The sequence below is a fragment of the Martelella sp. AMO21009 genome, from assembly GCF_053484295.1.
In genome coordinates this window covers 61,342-80,413 of the sequence record NZ_JBAKFR010000005.1, presented here as the reverse complement: position 1 = coordinate 80,413, position 19,072 = coordinate 61,342, and the positions used below count along the sequence as shown (strand labels likewise).

20 protein-coding genes and 1 tRNA gene are annotated in these 19,072 nt (G+C 56.0%); 20 read left to right on the top strand and 1 reads right to left on the bottom strand.

What is annotated here, in order from left to right:
- Positions 1-153 precede the first annotated feature (153 nt).
- The 11 genes from V6766_RS08130 (at position 154) to tenpIN (ending at position 8,525) form a co-directional block, all read left to right on the top strand.
- Positions 154-1,386: a tyrosine-type recombinase/integrase gene (locus V6766_RS08130; protein ID WP_448465297.1), complete on the top strand. Its 1,233-nt coding sequence runs from the start codon at positions 154-156 to the stop codon at positions 1,384-1,386.
- 61 nt (positions 1,387-1,447) lie between these two features.
- Positions 1,448-1,888, top strand: a complete 441-nt coding sequence (locus tag V6766_RS08125; protein WP_448465295.1) for a helix-turn-helix transcriptional regulator — start codon at positions 1,448-1,450, stop codon at positions 1,886-1,888.
- A 149-nt stretch (positions 1,889-2,037) separates the two neighbouring features.
- Positions 2,038-4,404: a DUF5906 domain-containing protein gene (locus V6766_RS08120; RefSeq protein WP_448465293.1), complete on the top strand. Its 2,367-nt coding sequence runs from the start codon at positions 2,038-2,040 to the stop codon at positions 4,402-4,404.
- A 577-nt stretch (positions 4,405-4,981) separates the two neighbouring features.
- Complete coding sequence (locus V6766_RS08115; protein WP_448465291.1) at positions 4,982-5,212, top strand: hypothetical protein; 231 nt, start codon at positions 4,982-4,984, stop codon at positions 5,210-5,212.
- Positions 5,205-5,462, top strand: coding sequence for a hypothetical protein (locus V6766_RS08110; RefSeq protein WP_448465289.1), 258 nt, complete (start codon positions 5,205-5,207; stop codon positions 5,460-5,462). Before V6766_RS08115 ends, V6766_RS08110 begins: the two co-directional genes overlap by 8 nt.
- Positions 5,455-5,829 carry a hypothetical protein gene (locus tag V6766_RS08105; protein WP_448465287.1) on the top strand — a complete coding sequence of 125 codons (375 nt, stop codon included), beginning with the start codon at positions 5,455-5,457 and terminating at the stop codon, positions 5,827-5,829. The genes V6766_RS08110 and V6766_RS08105 overlap by 8 nt, the downstream gene beginning before the upstream one ends.
- On the top strand, positions 5,829-6,317 hold the full coding sequence (locus V6766_RS08100; RefSeq protein ID WP_448465285.1) for a hypothetical protein: 489 nt from the start codon (positions 5,829-5,831) through the stop codon (positions 6,315-6,317). The genes V6766_RS08105 and V6766_RS08100 overlap by 1 nt, the downstream gene beginning before the upstream one ends.
- A gap of 11 nt (positions 6,318-6,328) precedes the next feature.
- Entirely contained in the window at positions 6,329-6,673 is a 345-nt protein-coding gene (locus V6766_RS08095) for a hypothetical protein (RefSeq protein ID WP_448465283.1), read from the top strand.
- A gap of 2 nt (positions 6,674-6,675) precedes the next feature.
- Positions 6,676-7,110 carry a hypothetical protein gene (locus V6766_RS08090; protein ID WP_448465281.1) on the top strand — a complete coding sequence of 145 codons (435 nt, stop codon included), beginning with the start codon at positions 6,676-6,678 and terminating at the stop codon, positions 7,108-7,110.
- Between the two features lie 110 nt (positions 7,111-7,220).
- Positions 7,221-7,874 carry a recombinase family protein gene (locus tag V6766_RS08085; RefSeq protein ID WP_448465279.1) on the top strand — a complete coding sequence of 218 codons (654 nt, stop codon included), beginning with the start codon at positions 7,221-7,223 and terminating at the stop codon, positions 7,872-7,874.
- 207 nt (positions 7,875-8,081) lie between these two features.
- Positions 8,082-8,525 (top strand): type III toxin-antitoxin system TenpIN family toxin, encoded by a 444-nt coding sequence (gene tenpIN / locus V6766_RS08080; RefSeq protein ID WP_448465277.1) that lies wholly within the window; start codon positions 8,082-8,084, stop codon positions 8,523-8,525.
- Between the two features lie 260 nt (positions 8,526-8,785).
- On the opposite strand, the gene V6766_RS08075 is transcribed toward tenpIN, so the two are convergent.
- Positions 8,786-8,875: transfer RNA gene (locus tag V6766_RS08075), tRNA-Ser, on the bottom strand.
- A 290-nt stretch (positions 8,876-9,165) separates the two neighbouring features.
- Between V6766_RS08075 and V6766_RS08070 the strand changes: the two genes are divergently transcribed.
- The 9 genes from V6766_RS08070 (at position 9,166) to V6766_RS08030 (ending at position 19,067) form a co-directional block, all read left to right on the top strand.
- Positions 9,166-10,029, top strand: coding sequence for a septal ring lytic transglycosylase RlpA family protein (locus tag V6766_RS08070; RefSeq protein WP_448465275.1), 864 nt, complete (start codon positions 9,166-9,168; stop codon positions 10,027-10,029).
- A 74-nt stretch (positions 10,030-10,103) separates the two neighbouring features.
- The gene (gene tmk / locus V6766_RS08065; RefSeq protein ID WP_448465273.1) at positions 10,104-10,763 is read left to right on the top strand and encodes a dTMP kinase; all 660 of its coding nucleotides are present in this window, start codon (positions 10,104-10,106) and stop codon (positions 10,761-10,763) included.
- Positions 10,756-11,784, top strand: a complete 1,029-nt coding sequence (locus V6766_RS08060) for a DNA polymerase III subunit delta' (RefSeq protein ID WP_448465271.1) — start codon at positions 10,756-10,758, stop codon at positions 11,782-11,784. Before tmk ends, V6766_RS08060 begins: the two co-directional genes overlap by 8 nt.
- A 126-nt stretch (positions 11,785-11,910) precedes the next feature.
- A complete protein-coding gene (metG, locus tag V6766_RS08055) occupies positions 11,911-13,458 on the top strand; it encodes a methionine--tRNA ligase (protein ID WP_448465269.1) in 1,548 nt (515 codons plus the stop codon).
- A 10-nt stretch (positions 13,459-13,468) separates the two neighbouring features.
- Positions 13,469-14,248, top strand: coding sequence for a TatD family hydrolase (locus V6766_RS08050; protein WP_448465267.1), 780 nt, complete (start codon positions 13,469-13,471; stop codon positions 14,246-14,248).
- A gap of 3 nt (positions 14,249-14,251) precedes the next feature.
- Complete coding sequence (locus tag V6766_RS08045) at positions 14,252-15,067, top strand: MBL fold metallo-hydrolase (protein WP_448465265.1); 816 nt, start codon at positions 14,252-14,254, stop codon at positions 15,065-15,067.
- A gap of 314 nt (positions 15,068-15,381) precedes the next feature.
- Positions 15,382-16,476: an ABC transporter ATP-binding protein gene (locus tag V6766_RS08040; protein WP_448465263.1), complete on the top strand. Its 1,095-nt coding sequence runs from the start codon at positions 15,382-15,384 to the stop codon at positions 16,474-16,476.
- An 80-nt stretch (positions 16,477-16,556) separates the two neighbouring features.
- A complete protein-coding gene (locus V6766_RS08035; protein WP_448465261.1) occupies positions 16,557-17,657 on the top strand; it encodes an extracellular solute-binding protein in 1,101 nt (366 codons plus the stop codon).
- A gap of 153 nt (positions 17,658-17,810) precedes the next feature.
- Complete coding sequence (locus tag V6766_RS08030; protein WP_448428918.1) at positions 17,811-19,067, top strand: ABC transporter permease; 1,257 nt, start codon at positions 17,811-17,813, stop codon at positions 19,065-19,067.
- The last annotated feature ends 5 nt before the right edge of the window (positions 19,068-19,072 follow it).

The window sequence follows — 19,072 nt, the reverse complement described above, 5'->3', positions numbered from 1 at the left end:
CTCCGTACGAATTATAAAATAATGCAATAAAAACAACAGGCTTATCGTCCATCACCTTATTCCTTTTCGGTTGTTTCATGTCCGATTGCGTTTCACGATATTTCGCCATATAGCTAGTGAAGTTGTGGAAAATATGTGGAAAGGATTTGGGCTATGGCGGACAGCAAACCAAAACCAAAGGCGGCCACTATCGCCAGCTTGGCACCCGGAAAGAAGCTTCATGACGGGCGGGGGCTTTATGTCTTCAGTTCAAAGAGTGGCACGAAATCATTCGTCTTTCGCTACACGTTTGACGGCAAGAGCCGAGAGGATGGGCTAGGGGCGTTTAAGGCGACGAAAGGCCCCGGACCCGGACTGACGCTCAAAGAGGCGAGAGAGGCGGCGGAGGAATGGCGTGTCCTTATTCGCCAAGGTCGTGACCCCCGTGTTGAAATCAAGGGCAAGAGGGCGAAAGGCGAGACTGAAGAAGAAGCACAAAAAACCTTCGCGGACGCGATGCAGGCCGTTCTCGCCAACAAGGAAAAGCGGTGGCGCAACGACAAGCACCGGGCGCAATGGCATATGACGTTGAACCGTTACGCGAAACCGCTCCACGCGCTCTCTGTGGCTGATATACGCACGTCTGATGTGAAAGCGGTACTTCTCCCTCATTGGCACGAGCGGCCAGAGACAGCCGACCGGCTGCGGATGCGGATTGAGGCCGTGCTTGATTACGCTATTGCGGAAGGCTGGCGCAGGGAGCGGAATCCGGCGACGTCACGACTGTTGAACGGTGTCATGCCTTCACGATCTGAAGAGGAGGGGAAGGTCAATCACTTCGCGGCAATGGCCTTCTCTGATGTGCCAACGTTCTATGCCAAACTAGCGGCCAGCAACTCGACAGGCGCGAAAGCGCTCATGTTCACAATCCTCAGTGCTGCGCGATCCGGCGAGACCCGCAATGCTGTTTGGAATGAAGTTGATTTCGACGTTGATGTTTGGGCGGTTCCGGCTGTTCGATACAAAACCAAGAAAGAACATCGCGTTCCGTTGTCGGAGCAAGCGGTGGAGCTGTTAACGGGCTTATACGGTGAGGGCTCTGACGGCCTCATATTCAAAGGCACTAAGGCCGATAAGCCGCTTTCCGATATGACGCTATCGGCTTTCCTTCGTCGTGGGAAATATAAGGACAAAGAGGGCAGGGCGTTGACGGTGCATGGCTTCCGTTCGGCGTTTCGAGATTGGGCGGCAGAAAGCGGCGTTTCGTTCGATGTGGCTGAGATGTGCCTTGGCCACGAAATCGGAAATAAAACGTCTAGAGCATACTACCGCACAGACTTAATCGATGAGCGTCGTACGGTTATGCAAAATTGGGCCAACTTCGTCACGAAGCTGGCAGGCGACTAGCTCAGCCGCTGCCTTGCAATACATTCCATAAATAAAATAGCCGCCCTCGACAGGCGGCTTTATGCGTTCACGGAATGTTACAAACATTAACAATTTGTCACTTGCATCGGATGCAAAACTATGTTATAAGGCAAATCCGGCTTTTGTTGTATTTAATGAACACAACCGTCGCCGGTGTTTGATAAATTGTTTATACGAAGTGAGTTCAATTCTGTCAAGCAATTTTCCCAGAAAAATTCGCGAGGTCGCGAATGTCATTATAAAACAGAGAGTTATGAATATGAATGATGTACTTGAAATGCCCCGGAACCCCCATGAACTGCTGACGCTCGACAAAGTCGCACACGAATTCGGGTTTGCGCGAAGCACCGTCTATCGGCTCGTTTCCGCAGGCGAATTGCCCCCGTTTTTTAAAATCGGCAAAACTAATTTCGTTCGCCGCTCGACGTTGGAACGCTGGATTAGCGAGCGTGAACAGCAAGCAATGGCTCTTGCTGCGTAGATTTAAACCTAACTTTAAACAAAAAAAATGCCCGTCACCGTGGAGAATATCGGCAACGGGCAATGTACAATATTGCGCTATTTATACAATAATTAAACGGATTTGTCAAATTGTATTGCGCTTTTGGAGAATTTAATAGCATGAATGTTATGAACTACAACGATTTTATTCAAAAAGAAATTCCGGCTCTTGCCGATTGGCTGACGGAAATTGGCCTGACAGCTGATAGCTTTTGGCATGCAAGCGCTGGTGAAATGGTTGACGGCTACTGGCGCGAAACAATCCGCGTGAAGTGGAGTGCCGATGGAATTTCCAATCTGGATGACCTTCCGGAAGATATCCATCCTGACGGTGTTCTGTTTGATAAGATCAATGCGCAGCTTCGCGCCGCCAAGTTTCCGGCCCCTGTTAAGATTCAGCGACTCGATGATGCTGACGGCGACATTAGCCAATTTCTCGATGCGCCAGCCGATTATCAATTCGTAACGCGTGATGCTGACGACAATATTCTTATGCTCCGTGCGCGTGTCGATAAACTCGATGGAACCGGCAAAACATTTCCTTCATGGGTTCCGTGCGAATTTGACGGTGAGATTAGTTGGCTGAAGACCGGATATCCGGGACTTCTGCCATTATTCGGGATGGAAAATGCGAAGGACGGGAAGGCTTTTCTCATCCTTGAGGGCGAACGCAAGGTTCTAGCCGCCCGGAACATCGCCAAGAATTGCCCTACTCATCCATTCTACGCGTTCTTGAATGCAGTGACGCCAGTGGCCTTCCAAGGTGGTGCGCACGCCGTTGCTCGGGCAGACTGGGCCGACCTAAACCGGTTCCTTGGTTCCGACTCGACTGTATACGTGTGGCCCGACAACGATCATGTGTCGATTGAAAGCGTTCCGACGATTGCGAAAAATTTGCGTTCGAAGGTTGTCGCTATTTTGCCGTCCGATGATTGCTTTCCGGTCGGTTGGGATATCGCAAACGATATTCCGGAATCGCTGATGCGCAATGGCGTCTATGTCGGGCCGTCGATTGACGAGATGAAGCGTCCGGCAAGTTGGCTCACCTATAAGCTTACACTTTTGCCTGAGCCAGGATCGAGGGCGAAACCGAAAGAAATCATCAAGCTCCGGGATAACGTCAAGCGTGAATGGATTTATTGCGCCAAAGATGGGCTGTTCGCTCATGCCAACTTGCCAATCGAACTGGACGCGGAGACGCTGGACCTTAAGCTCAGACCGTTTAGCGACACGAGGAAGGTGAGCGATCTATTCGCCGAGGTCTACTCCGGTGACGTTGACCGGATTGCCTACCGTCCCGATGCGAAGCCTCGCCAGCGCATCCTTGACCGCGCAACGGGGGACTACGGAATTAACACCTTCCGTCCTGCAAAGATAGAAGCTCGCCAAGGCGACGTTACGCCGTTTCTTGAATTTATGGACTATCTGGTGCCAGATGACAAAGAGCGTATCGAACTGCTTCGATGGGCGGCCACGATGGTTTCAAAGCCCGAAATCAAGACGCCGTTTGCCGTAATCCTATCATCGATCACGCAAGGTACCGGGAAGACGCTTTTTTCATCAAAGATCATGGCCCCTTTGGTGGGAAGTCAGAACGTCGAATTCCTTAAGGAAAGCTCGCTCACGTCGGAGTTCAACGGCTGGTGGTTTCAGAAGCGTTTGGCGATTGCCTCCGAACTGCACATCGGCGGCATCGCGGCTTATAATGCGCTAAAAGCGATTGTCACCGACGATCAGGTTCCGCTACGCAAGCTCTATCAAGAGCAAACGACGCGCGAGAATTGGTGCCAGATTTTGATTAATTCGAACGATGCCGAACCGATCAAAATCCCGCCGGAAGATAGGCGTTGGCTATGTGTTGCCGCGACTGAAGACCCATGGCCGAAAGAGAAATTCAGCGGGTTCATCGCATGGTTGAACAACGGTGGACTGGAGATTGTGAAATGGTTCTTTGACAATTTCTCCGGATTTGCTTTTGCGCACTCGGGCCATTCCGACCTGAGGCCCGTTTACGGGAAGTACTATCGATTTGCAAAAAACGCTTTTGATATCGAGGGCAGCGTCAGCGCGATGAAATACCTGAATGAGAGTGAAGCTCCGGCAGGAAGCGCGCTGAAGGACGAAATCGTTGAATCGTCTATGACATGGAGTCAGCGGGTCTTGTCGGCTGCGTTCGCGAAGATCGCGAATGATAATCGGCCAATCGTTGTTTTTGATAGCGAGGTTGTCTCGTGGCTGCAATCGGAAGCCGAAATGAACAAGGTGAAGATTTGGGAGAAGCCTAAAACTGTTCGCAACATCGCCAGTAAACTGGATAAGCTTTCAGTCGGCAAAATCAAGATAAAGAAAGACAACCGGACGATGTACGCCATTGCCAACAAAAGAGCGTTGGAAAAACTCGATATCAAAAGCCCGGACGACGCTGAAAACGATGCTCTTCGGGCAATAGGAGAAAAGTGGAATCTTTCGCGCGACTATAAAGTTCCAAAGTTTTGATGAATGCAATAGGGCTTCGGCCCTATTTTTTCAGGTTCCAAAGTTCCAAAGTTCCGTCCATTCCCACTAAATCAAAATGAATGAGTAATATTATAAAAATAACTCATCTAAAAAGAAAAAGGGGTGATTGCTGGAACTTTGGAACTTTGGAACCTGCAGTCACTCGCCTTTCATTCCCCCCTTCATTATTCATCAATAATAAACAAATCAGATTTTATAATATTCCCCAAACAAAAATCACAAAATCTAAAATAAACTCTTGACAAATACTTAAAACTATGATATAATGCATGGGTAAAATCGAGAACGACGCTTAACGCGCTTCAGTCATTCTTGTTTTTATATTCCCTGTACATCTAGGACTTTCTCCATCCGGTTGGATGTACAGGGACTGCGCGTTGTCAACTGCGCGCAAGGCGGGAGAGGCTGAGGAATTCGGACGCCTCAGCCTCTTTCCCCAAAACTCATTTCAATTCGGCGGCAGCTTTCCTCATCCTTGTCGCCGATGTTGGTGACGGTGTTGAGTTTTCGTTCTTCCTCCGCCGTCACCTTTCCCCTTTCAAATCAGGATCTTCACATGGCTTCATTTTCACATGAAGAGGTCGCGGTGACGCGCAGGCGACTTTTCAATATCAGCGAATCCCTCCGCACCAAGGCTGAAGAAATGTTCATCGAGTGGACCGTTGGCGGTCGCCAACTGACTGCACAGGAACGCGATTGGCTCGCTTTCATCGAAACGATGAGCGAGCGCAACAGTTGGCTTTGGTCTGAGTGCGCACAACTGGAGGAGAAGTTCGCCAATGAATAAGCTCCCTCCATTCGACGATCTTCTTGCCGTAGCAAAGTATTTTGACGAACTTTCGGTTCAAATGGACGCTTGGCAAAACAAATTTGCGCTGAAACACAAGACAATCAAAGGCATCACTGTAAAGCAACAGATGAGCCTCGATGAACATGCTTCTATCGCCGTCGATGCTCTATTCAATTTATCGATGGCATTTGACAATGCGTACCTTCTTTCAAAGTCGAAAGCAAACAAGGTGACGCGCAATGATTAAGGCACTGAAACGTCTTTCGATTTCTGACCTGATCCGGGCTGATGTTCTGACTGTGGGCAATAGTGCGCTCTTTCGTTTTGACGACGGCACAGTTTCGCAGTTTGCCTGCTTCAGCGAAGGTGAATTGTCGATTTTGACGGAGGGTGTAAATCAGAACATTCGCGTAGTTACTTGTCACAATGGTGAATGGTCGCGACAATACTTTGAAATCGATGGAAAATCTGTTTTTCACCTTTATCACGTTTCCGGTCGTGGATGGACAAGCCGGATTGATGCCGGTTTGCGTTTTGCATCTGATCCCGTGGTTCGACCGGTCAAGATTCCGCGAAAGGGCGGCGCTTTTCAGCGGTTTGAAGTGGTCGCGTAATGCCCGGAGGCCGACCATCCAAATATGATCCCGCATTCTGCGAGCGTGTTGTTGAACTCGGGGCTGAAGGTGCATCGCTCACAGAGATGGCTGCCGACATTGGTGTCGTTCGTGACACGATCTATTCGTGGGCAGACACTCACGCAGAGTTTTTCGACGCCTTAAAAAGGGCCAGCGAGCTTTCTCAATCTTATTGGGAACGGTTAGGCCGCGAAGGCACCACCGGCAAGATCAGCGGCTTCAACGCCTTGAGTTATATATTTCAAATGAAAAATCGCTTTCCGCGAGACTGGCGCGATAGAAAAGAGATTGAAAACAATCACATAGGTCTCCCGTCACACAACCAAATCGACAGCGTAACCTTTCAGGTTGTAGATGCACAACCGTTGAATCTTTCGAACCTTTCAGACGAACAACTCAAGCAACTCGAAACATTATACAATCAATCACAAACCAAAGTCATCAATCACGATGACGATAATACATAGGAATATTTTATATGACGAAATTTGCAATCGGCAATAAAGAAAAGATGCTCAAACGCGGCGCTTTTTCCAAGGATATTTACGAAAACGAGAAGGCGTTTATCGACCGTGCGCGAGTGAAGAAAGGCGACAAGATCGTTCTGCACGATGAAGACCCGCCAACTAAGTTGCTGAAATCTTTCGCCGAAACAGTCGGGGCGAAGATCGAGAAGGCCACGGATCAGTTGCCGCTCACCGTCGAGGAAGAGGCGGAAATGAACGAGCGACTGAAGAACGGCGAAACTGTGACTTCTATTGCCAAGCGATATGCGCTTGATGAAGGTCAGGTGATGATTGCCAAAATTCAGAAGGGGTTTTGATCATGGCGCTTGTTGTCGGATACCTCCAGAAAGAAAAGAATGCGGACGTTATGACTGCCATGCGTTGCCATGTCGTTCGCAGGTCGATTGAAAGCGTCGTCGCATGCCTTTCGAAAAATGAGAAGCGCCAGATCATTGTCACGGATCAGGAGCTTAATTCTTCCGAACTTTCGGCGTTGGACGGTTTTCCGATTGAGCAAGTCAAGGTGGTCAAGTCGGTTGATGAGGCGAAGGCCCATTGGCATGCACTGGTCGTGGAGTGGCAGAAGCTGAAATATCGACCGGGAAGCTATGTCGAAAAGGCCGAAAATTTGAGTTGGCCGATTGGAGCCGATGAAATGCTATGGCTAGAGCGGGAGATTTTGTACGGCGAAAAGAAACCGCAACCGAGATCGCGGGTTATTCGCGACTATGGCCACTCGCTGATTTGGCGCTGATTAAAGGAAACCCGGTCGATTGGCCGGGTTTTATCGTTCACAACGAACGTTGACGATTGACATTTATGCGTTGTGTTTGATAAATTGCCTTCACACTGAGGGCAATCATCATGAAGCAATACGTCATTTACACACGTGTAAGTACCGACGAACAGGGCAAAAGCGGCCTTGGGCTTGAGGCCCAAAAACGCGATATCGCGGTTTTTCTGGAAAGCTTTTCAGATGTGCCGTATGAAATTATAGGCGAATTTCAGGATGTGTTGTCCGGGACTGATGATGACAGGCCGGAGCTGGAAAGCGCCCTCGCGATGGTTCGAAAGACCGGGGCCGAGTTGCTGGTTGCAAAGCTCGACCGACTTTCGCGCAAGGTTGCCTTTATTGCTGCGCTGATGGAAGATTCGAAAGTTAGGCTTCGTGTGGCTTCAATGCCCTTTGCTGACAAGTTTCAGCTTCATATCTATGCTGCTCTTGCAGAGCAGGAGAGGGACTTTATATCTAAGCGTACGAAGGCCGCGCTTCAGGCAGCGAAAGCCCGTGGCGTTAAGCTCGGCGGTTTGCGTGATGCGACCATGAAGCGCAATGAGGCTGCCAAGGACAAGGCCGACAAGTTTGCTTCCAGTGTCTTGCCTCTTGTCCAGAAACTGCGCTCCAGTGGCGAAACGCTTCAGTCGATAGCCGATAGCCTAAACGCTGCTGGCAAGCGCTCTCCGCGTGGCGGTCAATGGACCGCGACAGCGGTTAAAAGAGTTTTGGCTCGGAGTTGAGTAGTCAACTTTCTGTTGACTTTTTGTACAAGGTTCCTATATCTACCCTTGTGATGTGGAGGAAGAGTGTTCCCCACGTTAAAAAAAGAAGCGCTCAATTAGACTGATGTGGACGTAGTTTAGCGCCACGTTAAAAAAAGAAGTAAACAACTAGAATGATCTAAGCCCCGAAAGGGGCTTTTTTCATGCCTGCGGCAGGAGGGCGCGGTGGAGTTAAAGAAGCTGACAGAGGTTTTCTATCACGAAAATTCTGGGCTCACTGAAGTTCTTGATAAGGTTGATGGTGAGTGGACGCCTAGGAAAACCCGAGGCTATGGAATCGCCCTGATTGATTTTCGTAAGTTAAGGTTTGGGATACCGCTTCGCTCTCATATCTCGCATAAGCATTGTTTCATAACGTCTGGTAGCAAGGGGCTCGATTATAGCAAAGCCGTGCTGCTCATGAATGATGCGTATATATCGGAGATGCCCTTCAAGATTCCAAACGAGGAGCTAACCTACATCCGTGAAAAAAATGCCTTCATATGTAGGCAATTTGGTAGATACGTTGACGGGTATGTGCGGGCTGTCCGAGAGGGAAATCACCCCGTAATTGCTGTTCGGTATCGGTTCACCACGCTTGTGAACTACCATTCGGAGCTTGGTGTTTAGATTCTGCCTGCTTGTAATGTCGGTTGAGGCTACTCATCATAGCACTCGATTTAATAGGCGTTTAGTCCAGCTTCAATTGGTGTTAGGCGACCCTCAGCAATGGCCTGTCGCTGATAGTTCGAAACGTGCACATGATGAAGCAAAAATCGTAATCATAAATGCTGTCTAAGTTTGTGGAAAATCTGTGGAATGCAAACGAAAACCACATCGAAAAATCGACTGAATTTCCTTTAAAATCAATGACATGGTAACTCGATAAATGGCGGAGGAGGTGGGATTCGAACCCACGGTACGCTTTCACGCACGCCGGTTTTCAAGACCGGTGCCTTAAACCGCTCGGCCACTCCTCCGGCTGGAGCGCATTCACGAAATATTCGTAGATGTCGCTTAGAGGATGGCCTTTAGCACCGTGTTCTCTTGCGGGTCAATCCCGGGATATGTGCCGGTTCGATGCGGACACGCGGGGGCGGTCAAAACCCGACCGGGGCAATTTCGGGTTGCGCAATTTCGCCAATTTTGTTAACGCGCCACAAAGAGGCCATCAAGCATCCGCATAGGAGAGTTTGACACAGTTTCAAGGTCCAGGGGTTCCGGCAAGCAATCCTGACGGTACATCGACATAGACGGAAGAAATGTTGGCATGAAAGAAATCCGGTTTTCCACCTCGCTGGCAATGCTGGCTATGACTGCATTGATGGCTTCGTGCACGACCACGGGCGATACATCCAAAGACATCAAGGATGACGCGGCGGAAGTTGCCGATGCTGCCAAAAGCGGCATTTCCGAAGCGGATGCGCTTTCCTACCAGAAGATCGGCAAGCCCTATCAGGTGAAGGGCAAATGGTACACGCCGAAGTCAGACACCAAATATTCCAAGACCGGGCTCGCCTCCTGGTACGGGCCTAAGTTCAACGGCGGCCAGACCGCGAGCGGCGAAATCTACGACATGAACCACCTGTCGGCCGCCCACAAGACGCTGCCCCTGCCAAGCTATGTCCGGGTAACAAATCTCGACAATGACAGTTCCGTCATCGTGCGCGTCAATGATCGCGGACCGTTCGTCTCCGGCCGGATCATCGACCTTTCCAAGAAGGCCGCCGAGATGCTCGATGTGACCAGCGCGGGCGTTGCCAATGTGAAGGTCGATTATGTCGGTCCCGCCTCGCGCAATGCCGACGACATGAACTATCTGATGGCCTCCTACGAGAAGAAAGAAGTGCCGGAAGGCGTCGATCCGGGACGTTTCGGCGAGGTGCAGCTTGCCAAGGCTGAAGCGCCGGTTGCCGCCGATGCTGCCAAGACCGAGACGCTGGTTGCCAAGACAGAGACCGCCGAAAAGCCCGTCGAGCTTGCCGAAACTTCGGTGAAGCCCGAAGAAGCAAGCGCGCAGCTTGCCTTGGTCGAGGAGGCAAAGCCCGTCACGGCAAGCGACGCCAGTGCCGCGACCGAGACCATTCTGGCGGACAATACCGGCTACTCCGTTCCGATCCCGTTCAAAAGATAGCTCGTACAGACCTTTTGCCTCGGCCTGAATTCGTCTAAACGACGACGAAGCGATGGCCGGAGGAATGTGAGAGCTTGAAACGCGGGGTATTTATCAGCTTTGAAGGCGGTGAGGGCGCCGGCAAGTCGACGCAGATACGCCTTCTTGCCGAACGACTCACCGGCCTTGGCCGCGCGGTGGTCGTCACCCGTGAGCCCGGCGGCTCCGCCGGCGCCGAAGCTGTGCGCCACGTGCTGCTTTCGGGGGCTGCCGAACCGTTCGGCGTCGGCATGGAAGTCCTGCTGTTTGCCGCGGCCCGCAACGATCACGTCGAGGAAATCATCAAGCCGGCGCTGGCAGAGGGCAGCATCGTGCTGTGCGATCGGTTCATGGATTCCTCGCGCGTCTATCAGGGCACAGCCGGCGGGCTTGCGCCCGATTTCATCTCGACCGTGGAGCGGGTCGCCGTCGACGGCACCATTCCGGATCTCACCCTTATTTTCGATCTCGATGCCCTTGAGGGATTGCAGCGCGTGAAGGCGCGCTCGCCCGAACAGGCGCTTGCCGGCACGCCGGATCGGTTCGAGAAGGACGATATCGCGGTGCACGAGGCGCGGCGCAGGGCATTCCTGAAGATCGCCGAGGCGGAGCCGGAAAGGTGCCGCGTGATCCGCGCCGACGATGCGCCGGAAACGGTGGCGAAAGCGGTCTGGCAGGCGGTCTCATCTCTTCTGGAGGCGCGCGGCGATGGCTGACGATATGGTTCTGGAAGGCGCCGTGCATCCGGCGGCCAATCCCAATCTCTTCGGCCATGAGGAGGCGGAGGCCTATCTGGCGACGGCCTATCGCTCCGGCAAGGGGCATCACGCGATCCTGCTGGAAGGCGGCGAGGGGATCGGCAAGGCGACACTTGCCTTCCGGTTCGCGAACCACGTTTTGCACTACCCCGAGCCCCATACAGCGCCCGATCATATCATCGCGCCGGATCACGCAGCGCCGCTGACGCGCCAGATCATTGCCGGCGCCTCCCACGACCTGCTCCATCTGGAACGACCCGTTGACGTGAAGACCGGCAAGCGACGGACGGCCATCACGGTGGACGAGGTCCGCCGGGCTGGGCACTTCCTGTCGCAGACCTCGGGCACCGGCAACTGGCGGATCGTCGTCGTCGATGCTGCCGACGACCTCAACCGCTCGGCCGCCAACGCCATCCTGAAAATCCTCGAGGAACCGCCGAAGCACGCGATGTTCCTGCTGATCTCGCATACGCCGGGCCGGCTGTTGCCGACGATCCGGTCGCGCTGCCTGCCGCTGCGTTTGCGCCCGCTGGAACCGGCCGGCCTTTTGAAGGCGCTTGCGGCGCTCGGCGTCGATGCCGGCGGCGAGGACGCGGAGCGGCTTGCGGCACTTGCAAACGGCAGCGTTTCGGAAGCGCTGAAGCTGGTGAATTACGGCGGCGGCGAGATCATCGAGGCCTATCATGAGACGCTCGCCGGGTCGGAGCCCGAGGCGAGGGCGCTGATGCACCGGCTTGCCGATACCCTTGCCAAGCGCGACAACGAGACGGTGTTCGCCTTCCTGCTCGCCCATGTCGAGGAGGATATCCGCAGCCGGGCCCGCGCGGCAGCGGGCGCGGGCGAGATCGCGCGGGCCGAGCGGCTGGCAGCGCTCTCCTCCGAGCTCGGCAATGATGTGGCGACGGCCGATGCCTACAATCTCGACCGCAAGCAGCTCATGCTCGACCTGCTCACCCGGATCCGCGCCGCCGTCAATTGAACGAAGCGCGCCGGTCGGTTTGACTTGATGCAATGCGGCACTGGCGTTAAGACCGGCGAAACGATCGAGGCCGGCGCCGCTTTTTTTGGCGGCCGGCAGCAGCAGTCAAGCGGACGGGTTTCGGACATGAGCGACAAGGCCAATAATTTCTACATCACGACGCCGATCTTCTATCCGAACGGCACACCCCATATCGGCCATGCCTATACGATGATCGCGACCGATGTGCTGGCCCGCTTTGCCCGCCTCGACGGCAGGAATGTGCGGTTTCTCTCGGGCACGGACGAGCACGGCCAGAAGATGCAGCAGACCGCCGAGAAGGAGGGCATTCCGCCGATCGAGCTTGCGACCCGCAACTCCGCGGTGTTCCGCGACCTTCTGGCGCGTCTGAACTGCTCCAATGACGATTATATCCGCACCACCGAGGAGCGCCATCGCGTCTCCGTCCAGGCGCTGTGGAAGCGCATGGAGAAAAACGGCGACATTTATCTGGGCAAATATGGCGGCTGGTATTCGGTCCGTCAGGAGGCCTATTTCGACGAAAGCGAAACCACGGTCGGCGAGGATGGCGTGCGCCGCGAGCCGCTGGGCTCGCCGGTGGAATGGGTCGAGGAGGAGAGCTATTTCTTCAAGCTCTCCGCCTATGGCGACAGACTGCTCGAGTATTACGAGGCGCACCCGGATTTCATCGGCCCCAATGAGCGCCGCAACGAGGTCGTGTCCTTCGTAAAATCCGGCCTGAAGGATCTGTCGATCTCGCGCACCACCTTTGACTGGGGCATTCCCGTGCCGGGCAATCCCGATCATGTGATGTACGTCTGGGTCGATGCGCTGACCAATTATATCACCGCGCTCGGCTTTCCGGATGAAACCAATGCACTGTGGGATTTCTGGCCCGGCATTCACATCATCGGCAAGGACATCATCCGCTTCCATGCCGTCTATTGGCCGGCCTTCCTGATGTCCGCCGGTCTGCCGCTGCCGAAACGCGTCTATGCCCATGGCTTCCTGCTCAACAAGGGCGAGAAGATGTCGAAATCGGTCGGTAATGTCGTCGATCCGTTCAATCTGGTCGAGCATTTCGGGCTCGATCCGATCCGCTATTTCTTCCTGCGCGAGGTCTCCTTCGGCCAGGACGGCAGCTATAGCGACGAGGGGATCGGCATGCGGATCAATTCCGATCTCGCCAACGGGATCGGCAATCTCGCCAGCCGCTCGCTGTCGATGATCGTCAAGAACTGCGACGGCCAGGTGCCGGAATGCGGCCCGCTGAGCGACGAGGACAAGGCCATGCTCGCCACCGCCGATGGCGTGATCGCGACGGTGCGCGCCGATATGGACAAGCTTGCGATCCATCGCGCGCTTGCCGCGATCATCGGCGTGGTCTCCGATGCCGACCGCTATTTCGCCGGCCAGGAGCCCTGGGCGCTGAAGAAGACCGACCCGCAACGCATGGCGACCGTGCTTTACGTCACGGGCGAGGTGGTGCGTCAGGTCGCGATCCTGCTGCAGCCGGCCATGCCGGAATCGGCGGCGAAATTGCTCGATCTGGTCGCCGTTCCGGAAACAGAACGCTCTTTCGCGCATTTGGGAGAGGCGGGCCGTCTTAAAGCTGGCACGCCGCTGGAAAAACCCGCGCCGGTTTTCCCGCGCTATGTCGCACCAGAGGAATAGAGAGACTTTCATGCTGATCGATACCCATTGCCATCTGGACTTCCCGGATTTCGACGCCGAGCGCGACGAACTGGTCGCGCGCGCGAAAGGGGCGGGCGTCGCAGAGATGGTGACGATCTCAACCCGCGTTAAGAAATTTCAGCAGATTATTGATATCGCTGAAAAATACGAGAATGTCTTCTGCTCCGTCGGCACCCATCCCGCCAATGCCGATGAGGAGCTGGAAATCACCACGGAAGACCTGATAGCGTATACGGCGCACCCCAAGGTCGTCGCGATCGGGGAAGCCGGGCTCGACTACCACTACGAGCCGGAAAAGGCCGAGGCGCAGAAGACCGGGCTTCGCCGCCATATCGATGCCGCGCGGCGCACCGGCCTGCCGCTAGTGATCCACAGCCGCGACGCGGATGAGGACATGGCCGCCATCCTGACCGAGGAGAGCGAGGCCGGGGCGTTTCCCTTCATCCTGCATTGCTTTTCATCGGGCAGGGGGCTTGCCGAAACCGGCGTGAAGCTCGGCGGCTATGTGTCGTTTTCCGGCATCCTGACCTTCAAGAATTCGCAGGAGATCCGGGATATCGCGGCCGATGTGCCCATGGACCGGCTGCTGGTGGAAACCGATGCGCCCTATCTGGCGCCGACGCCCTTTCGCGGCAAGCGCAACGAGCCTTCCTATGTGGTCAACACCGCCCGGGTTCTCGCCGAGGTGAAGGGCGTCAGCGAGGACGAGATCGCGGCGATCACCACCGAAAATGCGTTTCGCTGCTTTTCCAAGATGAAGCGGGTGTGACCCTTGGGATACCGGCGACGTTTTACCATACTCGGCTGCTCGTCCTCGCCCGGCGTGCCCCGGATCACCGGGGACTGGGGCGCGTGCGATCCGGCAAATCCGAAGAACCGGCGCACCCGCGCCTCGCTGATGGTGGAGCAGATCGGGCCGGACGGTGGCGTGACGACCGTGGTGATCGATACCGGCCCGGACTTCCGCGAACAGATGATTCGCGCGGGCGTCACCCGGATCGACGCAGTGCTGTTCACCCATGCTCATGCCGATCATCTGCACGGCATCGATGATATCCGCGGCTTTTTCCATGCCCAGCGTCGCCGCATTCCGGTCTATGCGGAGCCGGTGACGATGGGGCGGATACTGGATGGCTTTTCCTACTGCCTGCGGGTTCCCGGGGGCAGCAACTACCCGGCGATCGCCGAGCCGTATCTTATCGAGGATCTCGACGCGCCCGTCAGAATCGAGGGGCCGGGCGGGGCGATCGAATTCCAGGCCTTCCCCCAGCAGCATGGCGATATCGTTTCGCTCGGCTTCCGTATCGGCGACGTCGCCTACTGCACCGATGTCAGCGATTTTCCGCCCGAGGCGATCGCGAAGCTTCAGGACCTGGACCTGATCATCATTGATGCGCTGCAATATCACGGCCACCCGAGCCATCTGTCGTTGTCGCAGGCGCTCGGCTGGATCGAAAGCTTCGCCGCCCGCCGCGCGGTGCTGACCCATATGCACACGCCGCTCGACTACGACACGGTGATGGCCGAAACGCCTGGCCATGTGGAGCCGGGTTATGACGGACTGACGATCGAATTCGATTCGATTTAGCCTCGGTCTGCCGCCGCAGGCAGCGTCATCCAGCGTCGCAAACAGGCGCGGGGCGCGTTGGCGACCGCGCTATCCTCGACACTGACTTTTCGCCGGTTCAACGGCGGAGCGCCGCCAGTTTGACGTTATGCGAAATCATTATACCAAAGTCTTAAGTGCCCGGCGCTTCGCTTGAGCTTCAAGGCAAAATCGACCGTTCATTCCGGGAGGACTGAAATTTGAGGTTGATTTGACGCGCGTGAATTGCAGTATTGGGTACGGCCTGCCTAAAAATCGCGCATGAGAAAGCGATGGGCAAAACAGATGGGGACAATATGGCGAATAACCGTGGCGCATCGGTTAAGTACGAGAATGTTCAAAAAAGCTATGATGGCGAAAGCCTGGTCGTCAAAAAGCTGAATCTTGATATCCCGCCAGGCGAATTTCTGACAATGCTGGGACCCTCCGGGTCCGGCAAGACCACCTGCCTCATGATGCTCGCCGGCTTCGAGCCCGCGACCGGCGGCGAAATCTACCTCAACGAGCGACCGATCAACAACGTGCCGCCGCACAAGCGCGGCATCGGCATGGTGTTCCAGAACTATGCCCTGTTTCCGCATATGACGGTCGCCGAGAACCTCGCCTTTCCGCTGCAGTTGCGAAAGATGAGCAAGTCTGAGCAGGAGGAGAAGGTCAGGCGCGCGCTCGACATGGTCCAGCTCGGCAAGTTCGGCAATCGCAGGCCGGGCCAGCTTTCCGGCGGCCAGCAGCAGCGCGTCGCCGTGGCCCGGGCGCTGGTGTTCGATCCCGAACTGGTGCTTATGGACGAGCCGCTCGGCGCGCTCGACAAGCAACTGCGCGAGCAGATGCAGTATGAGATCAAGCACATCCACGACAATCTCGGCGTCACCTTCGTCTACGTCACCCATGACCAGACCGAGGCGCTGACCATGTCGGACCGGGTTGCCGTGTTCAACGACGGCATCGTCCAGCAGCTTTCGGCGCCCGACGTGCTTTACGAGAGCCCCGGCAATTCCTTCGTCGCTCAGTTCATCGGCGAGAACAACACGCTGAACGGGATCGTGACCTCCATCGAGGGCAATGAATGCAGGGTGCGCGTCGAGGACGGCACCACGCTCGTGGCCGAAAAGGTGAATGTCGCGAGCGAAGGCGACCGCACCACGCTGTCGCTCCGGCCCGAGCGGGTGGAGCTGATCGCTGCCGATAGCGTGGAAAACAAGGTCACAGGCCGGGTCGAAGAACTGATCTATCTCGGCGACCATATCCGAGTGCGCATGAACGTGTGCGGCAATGACGAATTCATCGTCAAGGTCAGGAACCGCGGCGAACGTTGGGATCTCGAGGTCGGCCAGACGCGCACGGTCGGTTTTGCCGCCCGCGACTGCAAGGCCCTCGATTACGCCGCCTGACCTGCGGTGAACCGTAGCGGCCGCCATGGCGGCCGTTCAGATAAACGTAACCAGTGAAATCTGTGAAAAGGGGAACTGACATGAAACTCCGTACTATCATCCTGGCCTCCGCCGCCACCGTGGCGATGGGCAATGCGGCGCTCGCCGAGGACCTTACGATCGTGTCCTGGGGCGGCGCCTATTCGGCCTCGCAGGATAACGCCTACCACCAGCCGTTTATGGCCGAACATCCCGATGTCACGATCATCAACGACGAATCCTCCAACGAGGCCGTCGCCAAGCTGCGCGCCATGTCCGAAACCGGCAACGTCACCTGGGACATCGTCGACGTCGAAGGCCCCGACAGCCAGCGTCTCTGCGACGAGGGCCTGGCCATGGAAATCGACCTCAACGAGTGGACCAAGGCAGCGCCCGACGGCACACCGGCCGTGGAAGATTTCGGCGACGCCGTGATCAACGACTGCTTCATTCCGCAGATCGTGTTCTCGACCACCTTCGGCTACCGCACCGATGTCGCCGCCTGGAACGGCAATGAGCCGACCGAGCTGTGCGATATCTTCGACACCGAAACCTTCCCGGGCAAGCGCGCGCTTGAAAAGCGTCCGAAGAAGAACCTGGAATGGGCGCTGATCTGCGACGGCGTCGCCAAGGAAGACCTCTATGACGTGCTGTCGACGCCCGAAGGCGTGGACCGGGCGCTCGCCAAGCTCGACACCATCAAGGACGACATCATCTGGTGGTCGGCCGGCGCCGAAACGCCGCAGCTCCTCGCCGATGGCGAAATCGTCATGGGCTCGACCTACAACGGCCGTCTGTTCAGCGTGATCGCCGAGCAGGACCAGCCGGTGAAGATGCTGTGGGACTGGCAGGTGTTCGACTATGACGGCTGGATCATTCCCGCCGGTCTGCCGGACGACAAGCTGGCTCTGGTGAAGGAATACATCATGTTCGCCACCGACACCCAGCGCCTTGCCGACCAGGCCAAGTACATCTCCTATGGTCCGGCCCGTGCGTCGTCTCAGCCGCTCGTCGGCGAGCATGCCGAGCTCGGCATTCCGATGGGCCCTCACATGCCGACCAACCCGGACAATATGGGCAACTATCTGGTCAACAACATCCTGTGGTGGGCCGACAACCAGGACGACGTGGAGCAGAAGTTCCAGGCTTGGCTTGCCCAGTAATCTCCGGAGAGCGCCCGGCTGGGCCGGGCGCATTCCTGCTTTCGATACCCCTGTCCCGGTATGCCGGGGCAGGGAGCCGATTGCGCAAATCGGCGATCCGGCCCTTTTGCGCAATCCGCTTCAGACCGAATAAAAACAGGGGAACCGACCGGCGTGGCTGAGCAACAAATTCTGACCAGCGAGGGAAAGCCGCTCAAACAGGCGCTGCGGAAGGCCTTGAGGCGCGAGAAGATGCGCTCTCTTCTGCTGATAGCGCCTCTACTTGCCTTCGTACTCGTCGCCTTCATCGCGCCGATCGGCGATATGCTGTTCCGCTCGGTGGAGAACAATATCGTCTCCGACACCCTGCCGAAGACCACCGCGGCGCTGCAGGACTGGGACCCGTCAACCGGCGAACTGCCGGATGAGGCGGCCTATGTGGCGCTTTACGACGACCTGACGGTCGCGGTGGAGAAGAAGATCCACACCCGTCTCGGCTCGCGCCTCAATTACGAGCAGGCCGGCATGTCCAGCCTGTTCCGCAAGGCCGGCCGCACGGTGCGCAACATCGAGCCCGGCTCGGGGGACATCAAGGCGCAACTGATCGAATCCGACGCGGACTGGGGCAATCTCGACACCTGGGCGATCCTCAAGATGTACTCGCCGGCCTATACGCCGGGCTATTTCCTGAACGCCGTCGATGCCGAAATGGGGCCGGACGGCATCGGCATGAAGCCGGAAAACGAGCGCATCTATCTGTTCCTGTTCGGCCGCACGCTGATGCTGTCGATCATCATCACCTGCTCCTGCCTCGTGCTCGGCTATCCGATCTCCTATCTGCTGTCGCATCTGCCGCTCAGCCGCGCCAATCTCCTGATGGTGCTGGTGTTGCTGCCGTTCTGGACATCGCTTCTGGTGCGCACATCGGCATGGAAGGTGCTGTTGCAGCAGCAGGGCGTCATCAATGATCTGCTGGTGTGGAGCGGCATCGTCGACAATGCGGGCCGGCTGGTGATGATCAACAACGCCACCGGCACGATCATCGCCATGACCCACATCCTGCTGCCGTTCATGATCCTGCCGCTCTATTCGGTGATGAAGACGATCTCGCCAACCTATGTGCGCGCCGCCCGCAGCCTGGGCGCCACGAGCTGGACGGCCTTCTGGCGCATCTATTTCCCGCAATCCGTGCCCGGTATCGGGGCCGGCGCGGTGCTCGTCTTCATCCTGTCGATCGGCTATTACATCACGCCCGAACTGGTCGGCGGCACGTCGGGGATCTTCATCTCCAACCGCATCGCGTACCACATTTCCAGTTCGCTCAACTGGGGGCTCGCGGCAGCACTTGGCACGCTGCTTCTGGTGGTCGTGATGTTCATGTTCGTGCTCTACGACAAGATCGTCGGCATCGACAATGTGAAGCTCGGATAGGAGAG

Bases quoted from the DNA above. Each gene is read 5' to 3' on its own strand.
- V6766_RS08070 (WP_448465275.1), top strand. From the start codon at position 9,166: ATGAAAGAAATCCGGTTTTCCACCTCGCTGGCAATGCTGGCTATGACT.
- V6766_RS08060 (WP_448465271.1), top strand. From the start codon at position 10,756: ATGGCTGACGATATGGTTCTGGAAGGCGCCGTGCATCCGGCGGCCAAT.
- V6766_RS08100 (WP_448465285.1), top strand. From the start codon at position 5,829: ATGCCCGGAGGCCGACCATCCAAATATGATCCCGCATTCTGCGAGCGT.
- V6766_RS08115 (WP_448465291.1), top strand. From the start codon at position 4,982: ATGGCTTCATTTTCACATGAAGAGGTCGCGGTGACGCGCAGGCGACTT.
- V6766_RS08085 (WP_448465279.1), top strand. From the start codon at position 7,221: ATGAAGCAATACGTCATTTACACACGTGTAAGTACCGACGAACAGGGC.
- V6766_RS08095 (WP_448465283.1), top strand. From the start codon at position 6,329: ATGACGAAATTTGCAATCGGCAATAAAGAAAAGATGCTCAAACGCGGC.
- V6766_RS08110 (WP_448465289.1), top strand. From the start codon at position 5,205: ATGAATAAGCTCCCTCCATTCGACGATCTTCTTGCCGTAGCAAAGTAT.
- V6766_RS08040 (WP_448465263.1), top strand. From the start codon at position 15,382: ATGGCGAATAACCGTGGCGCATCGGTTAAGTACGAGAATGTTCAAAAA.
- metG (WP_448465269.1), top strand. From the start codon at position 11,911: ATGAGCGACAAGGCCAATAATTTCTACATCACGACGCCGATCTTCTAT.
- V6766_RS08105 (WP_448465287.1), top strand. From the start codon at position 5,455: ATGATTAAGGCACTGAAACGTCTTTCGATTTCTGACCTGATCCGGGCT.
- V6766_RS08125 (WP_448465295.1), top strand. From the start codon at position 1,448: ATGCGTTCACGGAATGTTACAAACATTAACAATTTGTCACTTGCATCG.
- V6766_RS08050 (WP_448465267.1), top strand. From the start codon at position 13,469: ATGCTGATCGATACCCATTGCCATCTGGACTTCCCGGATTTCGACGCC.
- V6766_RS08130 (WP_448465297.1), top strand. From the start codon at position 154: ATGGCGGACAGCAAACCAAAACCAAAGGCGGCCACTATCGCCAGCTTG.
- V6766_RS08035 (WP_448465261.1), top strand. From the start codon at position 16,557: ATGAAACTCCGTACTATCATCCTGGCCTCCGCCGCCACCGTGGCGATG.
- V6766_RS08090 (WP_448465281.1), top strand. From the start codon at position 6,676: ATGGCGCTTGTTGTCGGATACCTCCAGAAAGAAAAGAATGCGGACGTT.
- V6766_RS08120 (WP_448465293.1), top strand. From the start codon at position 2,038: ATGAACTACAACGATTTTATTCAAAAAGAAATTCCGGCTCTTGCCGAT.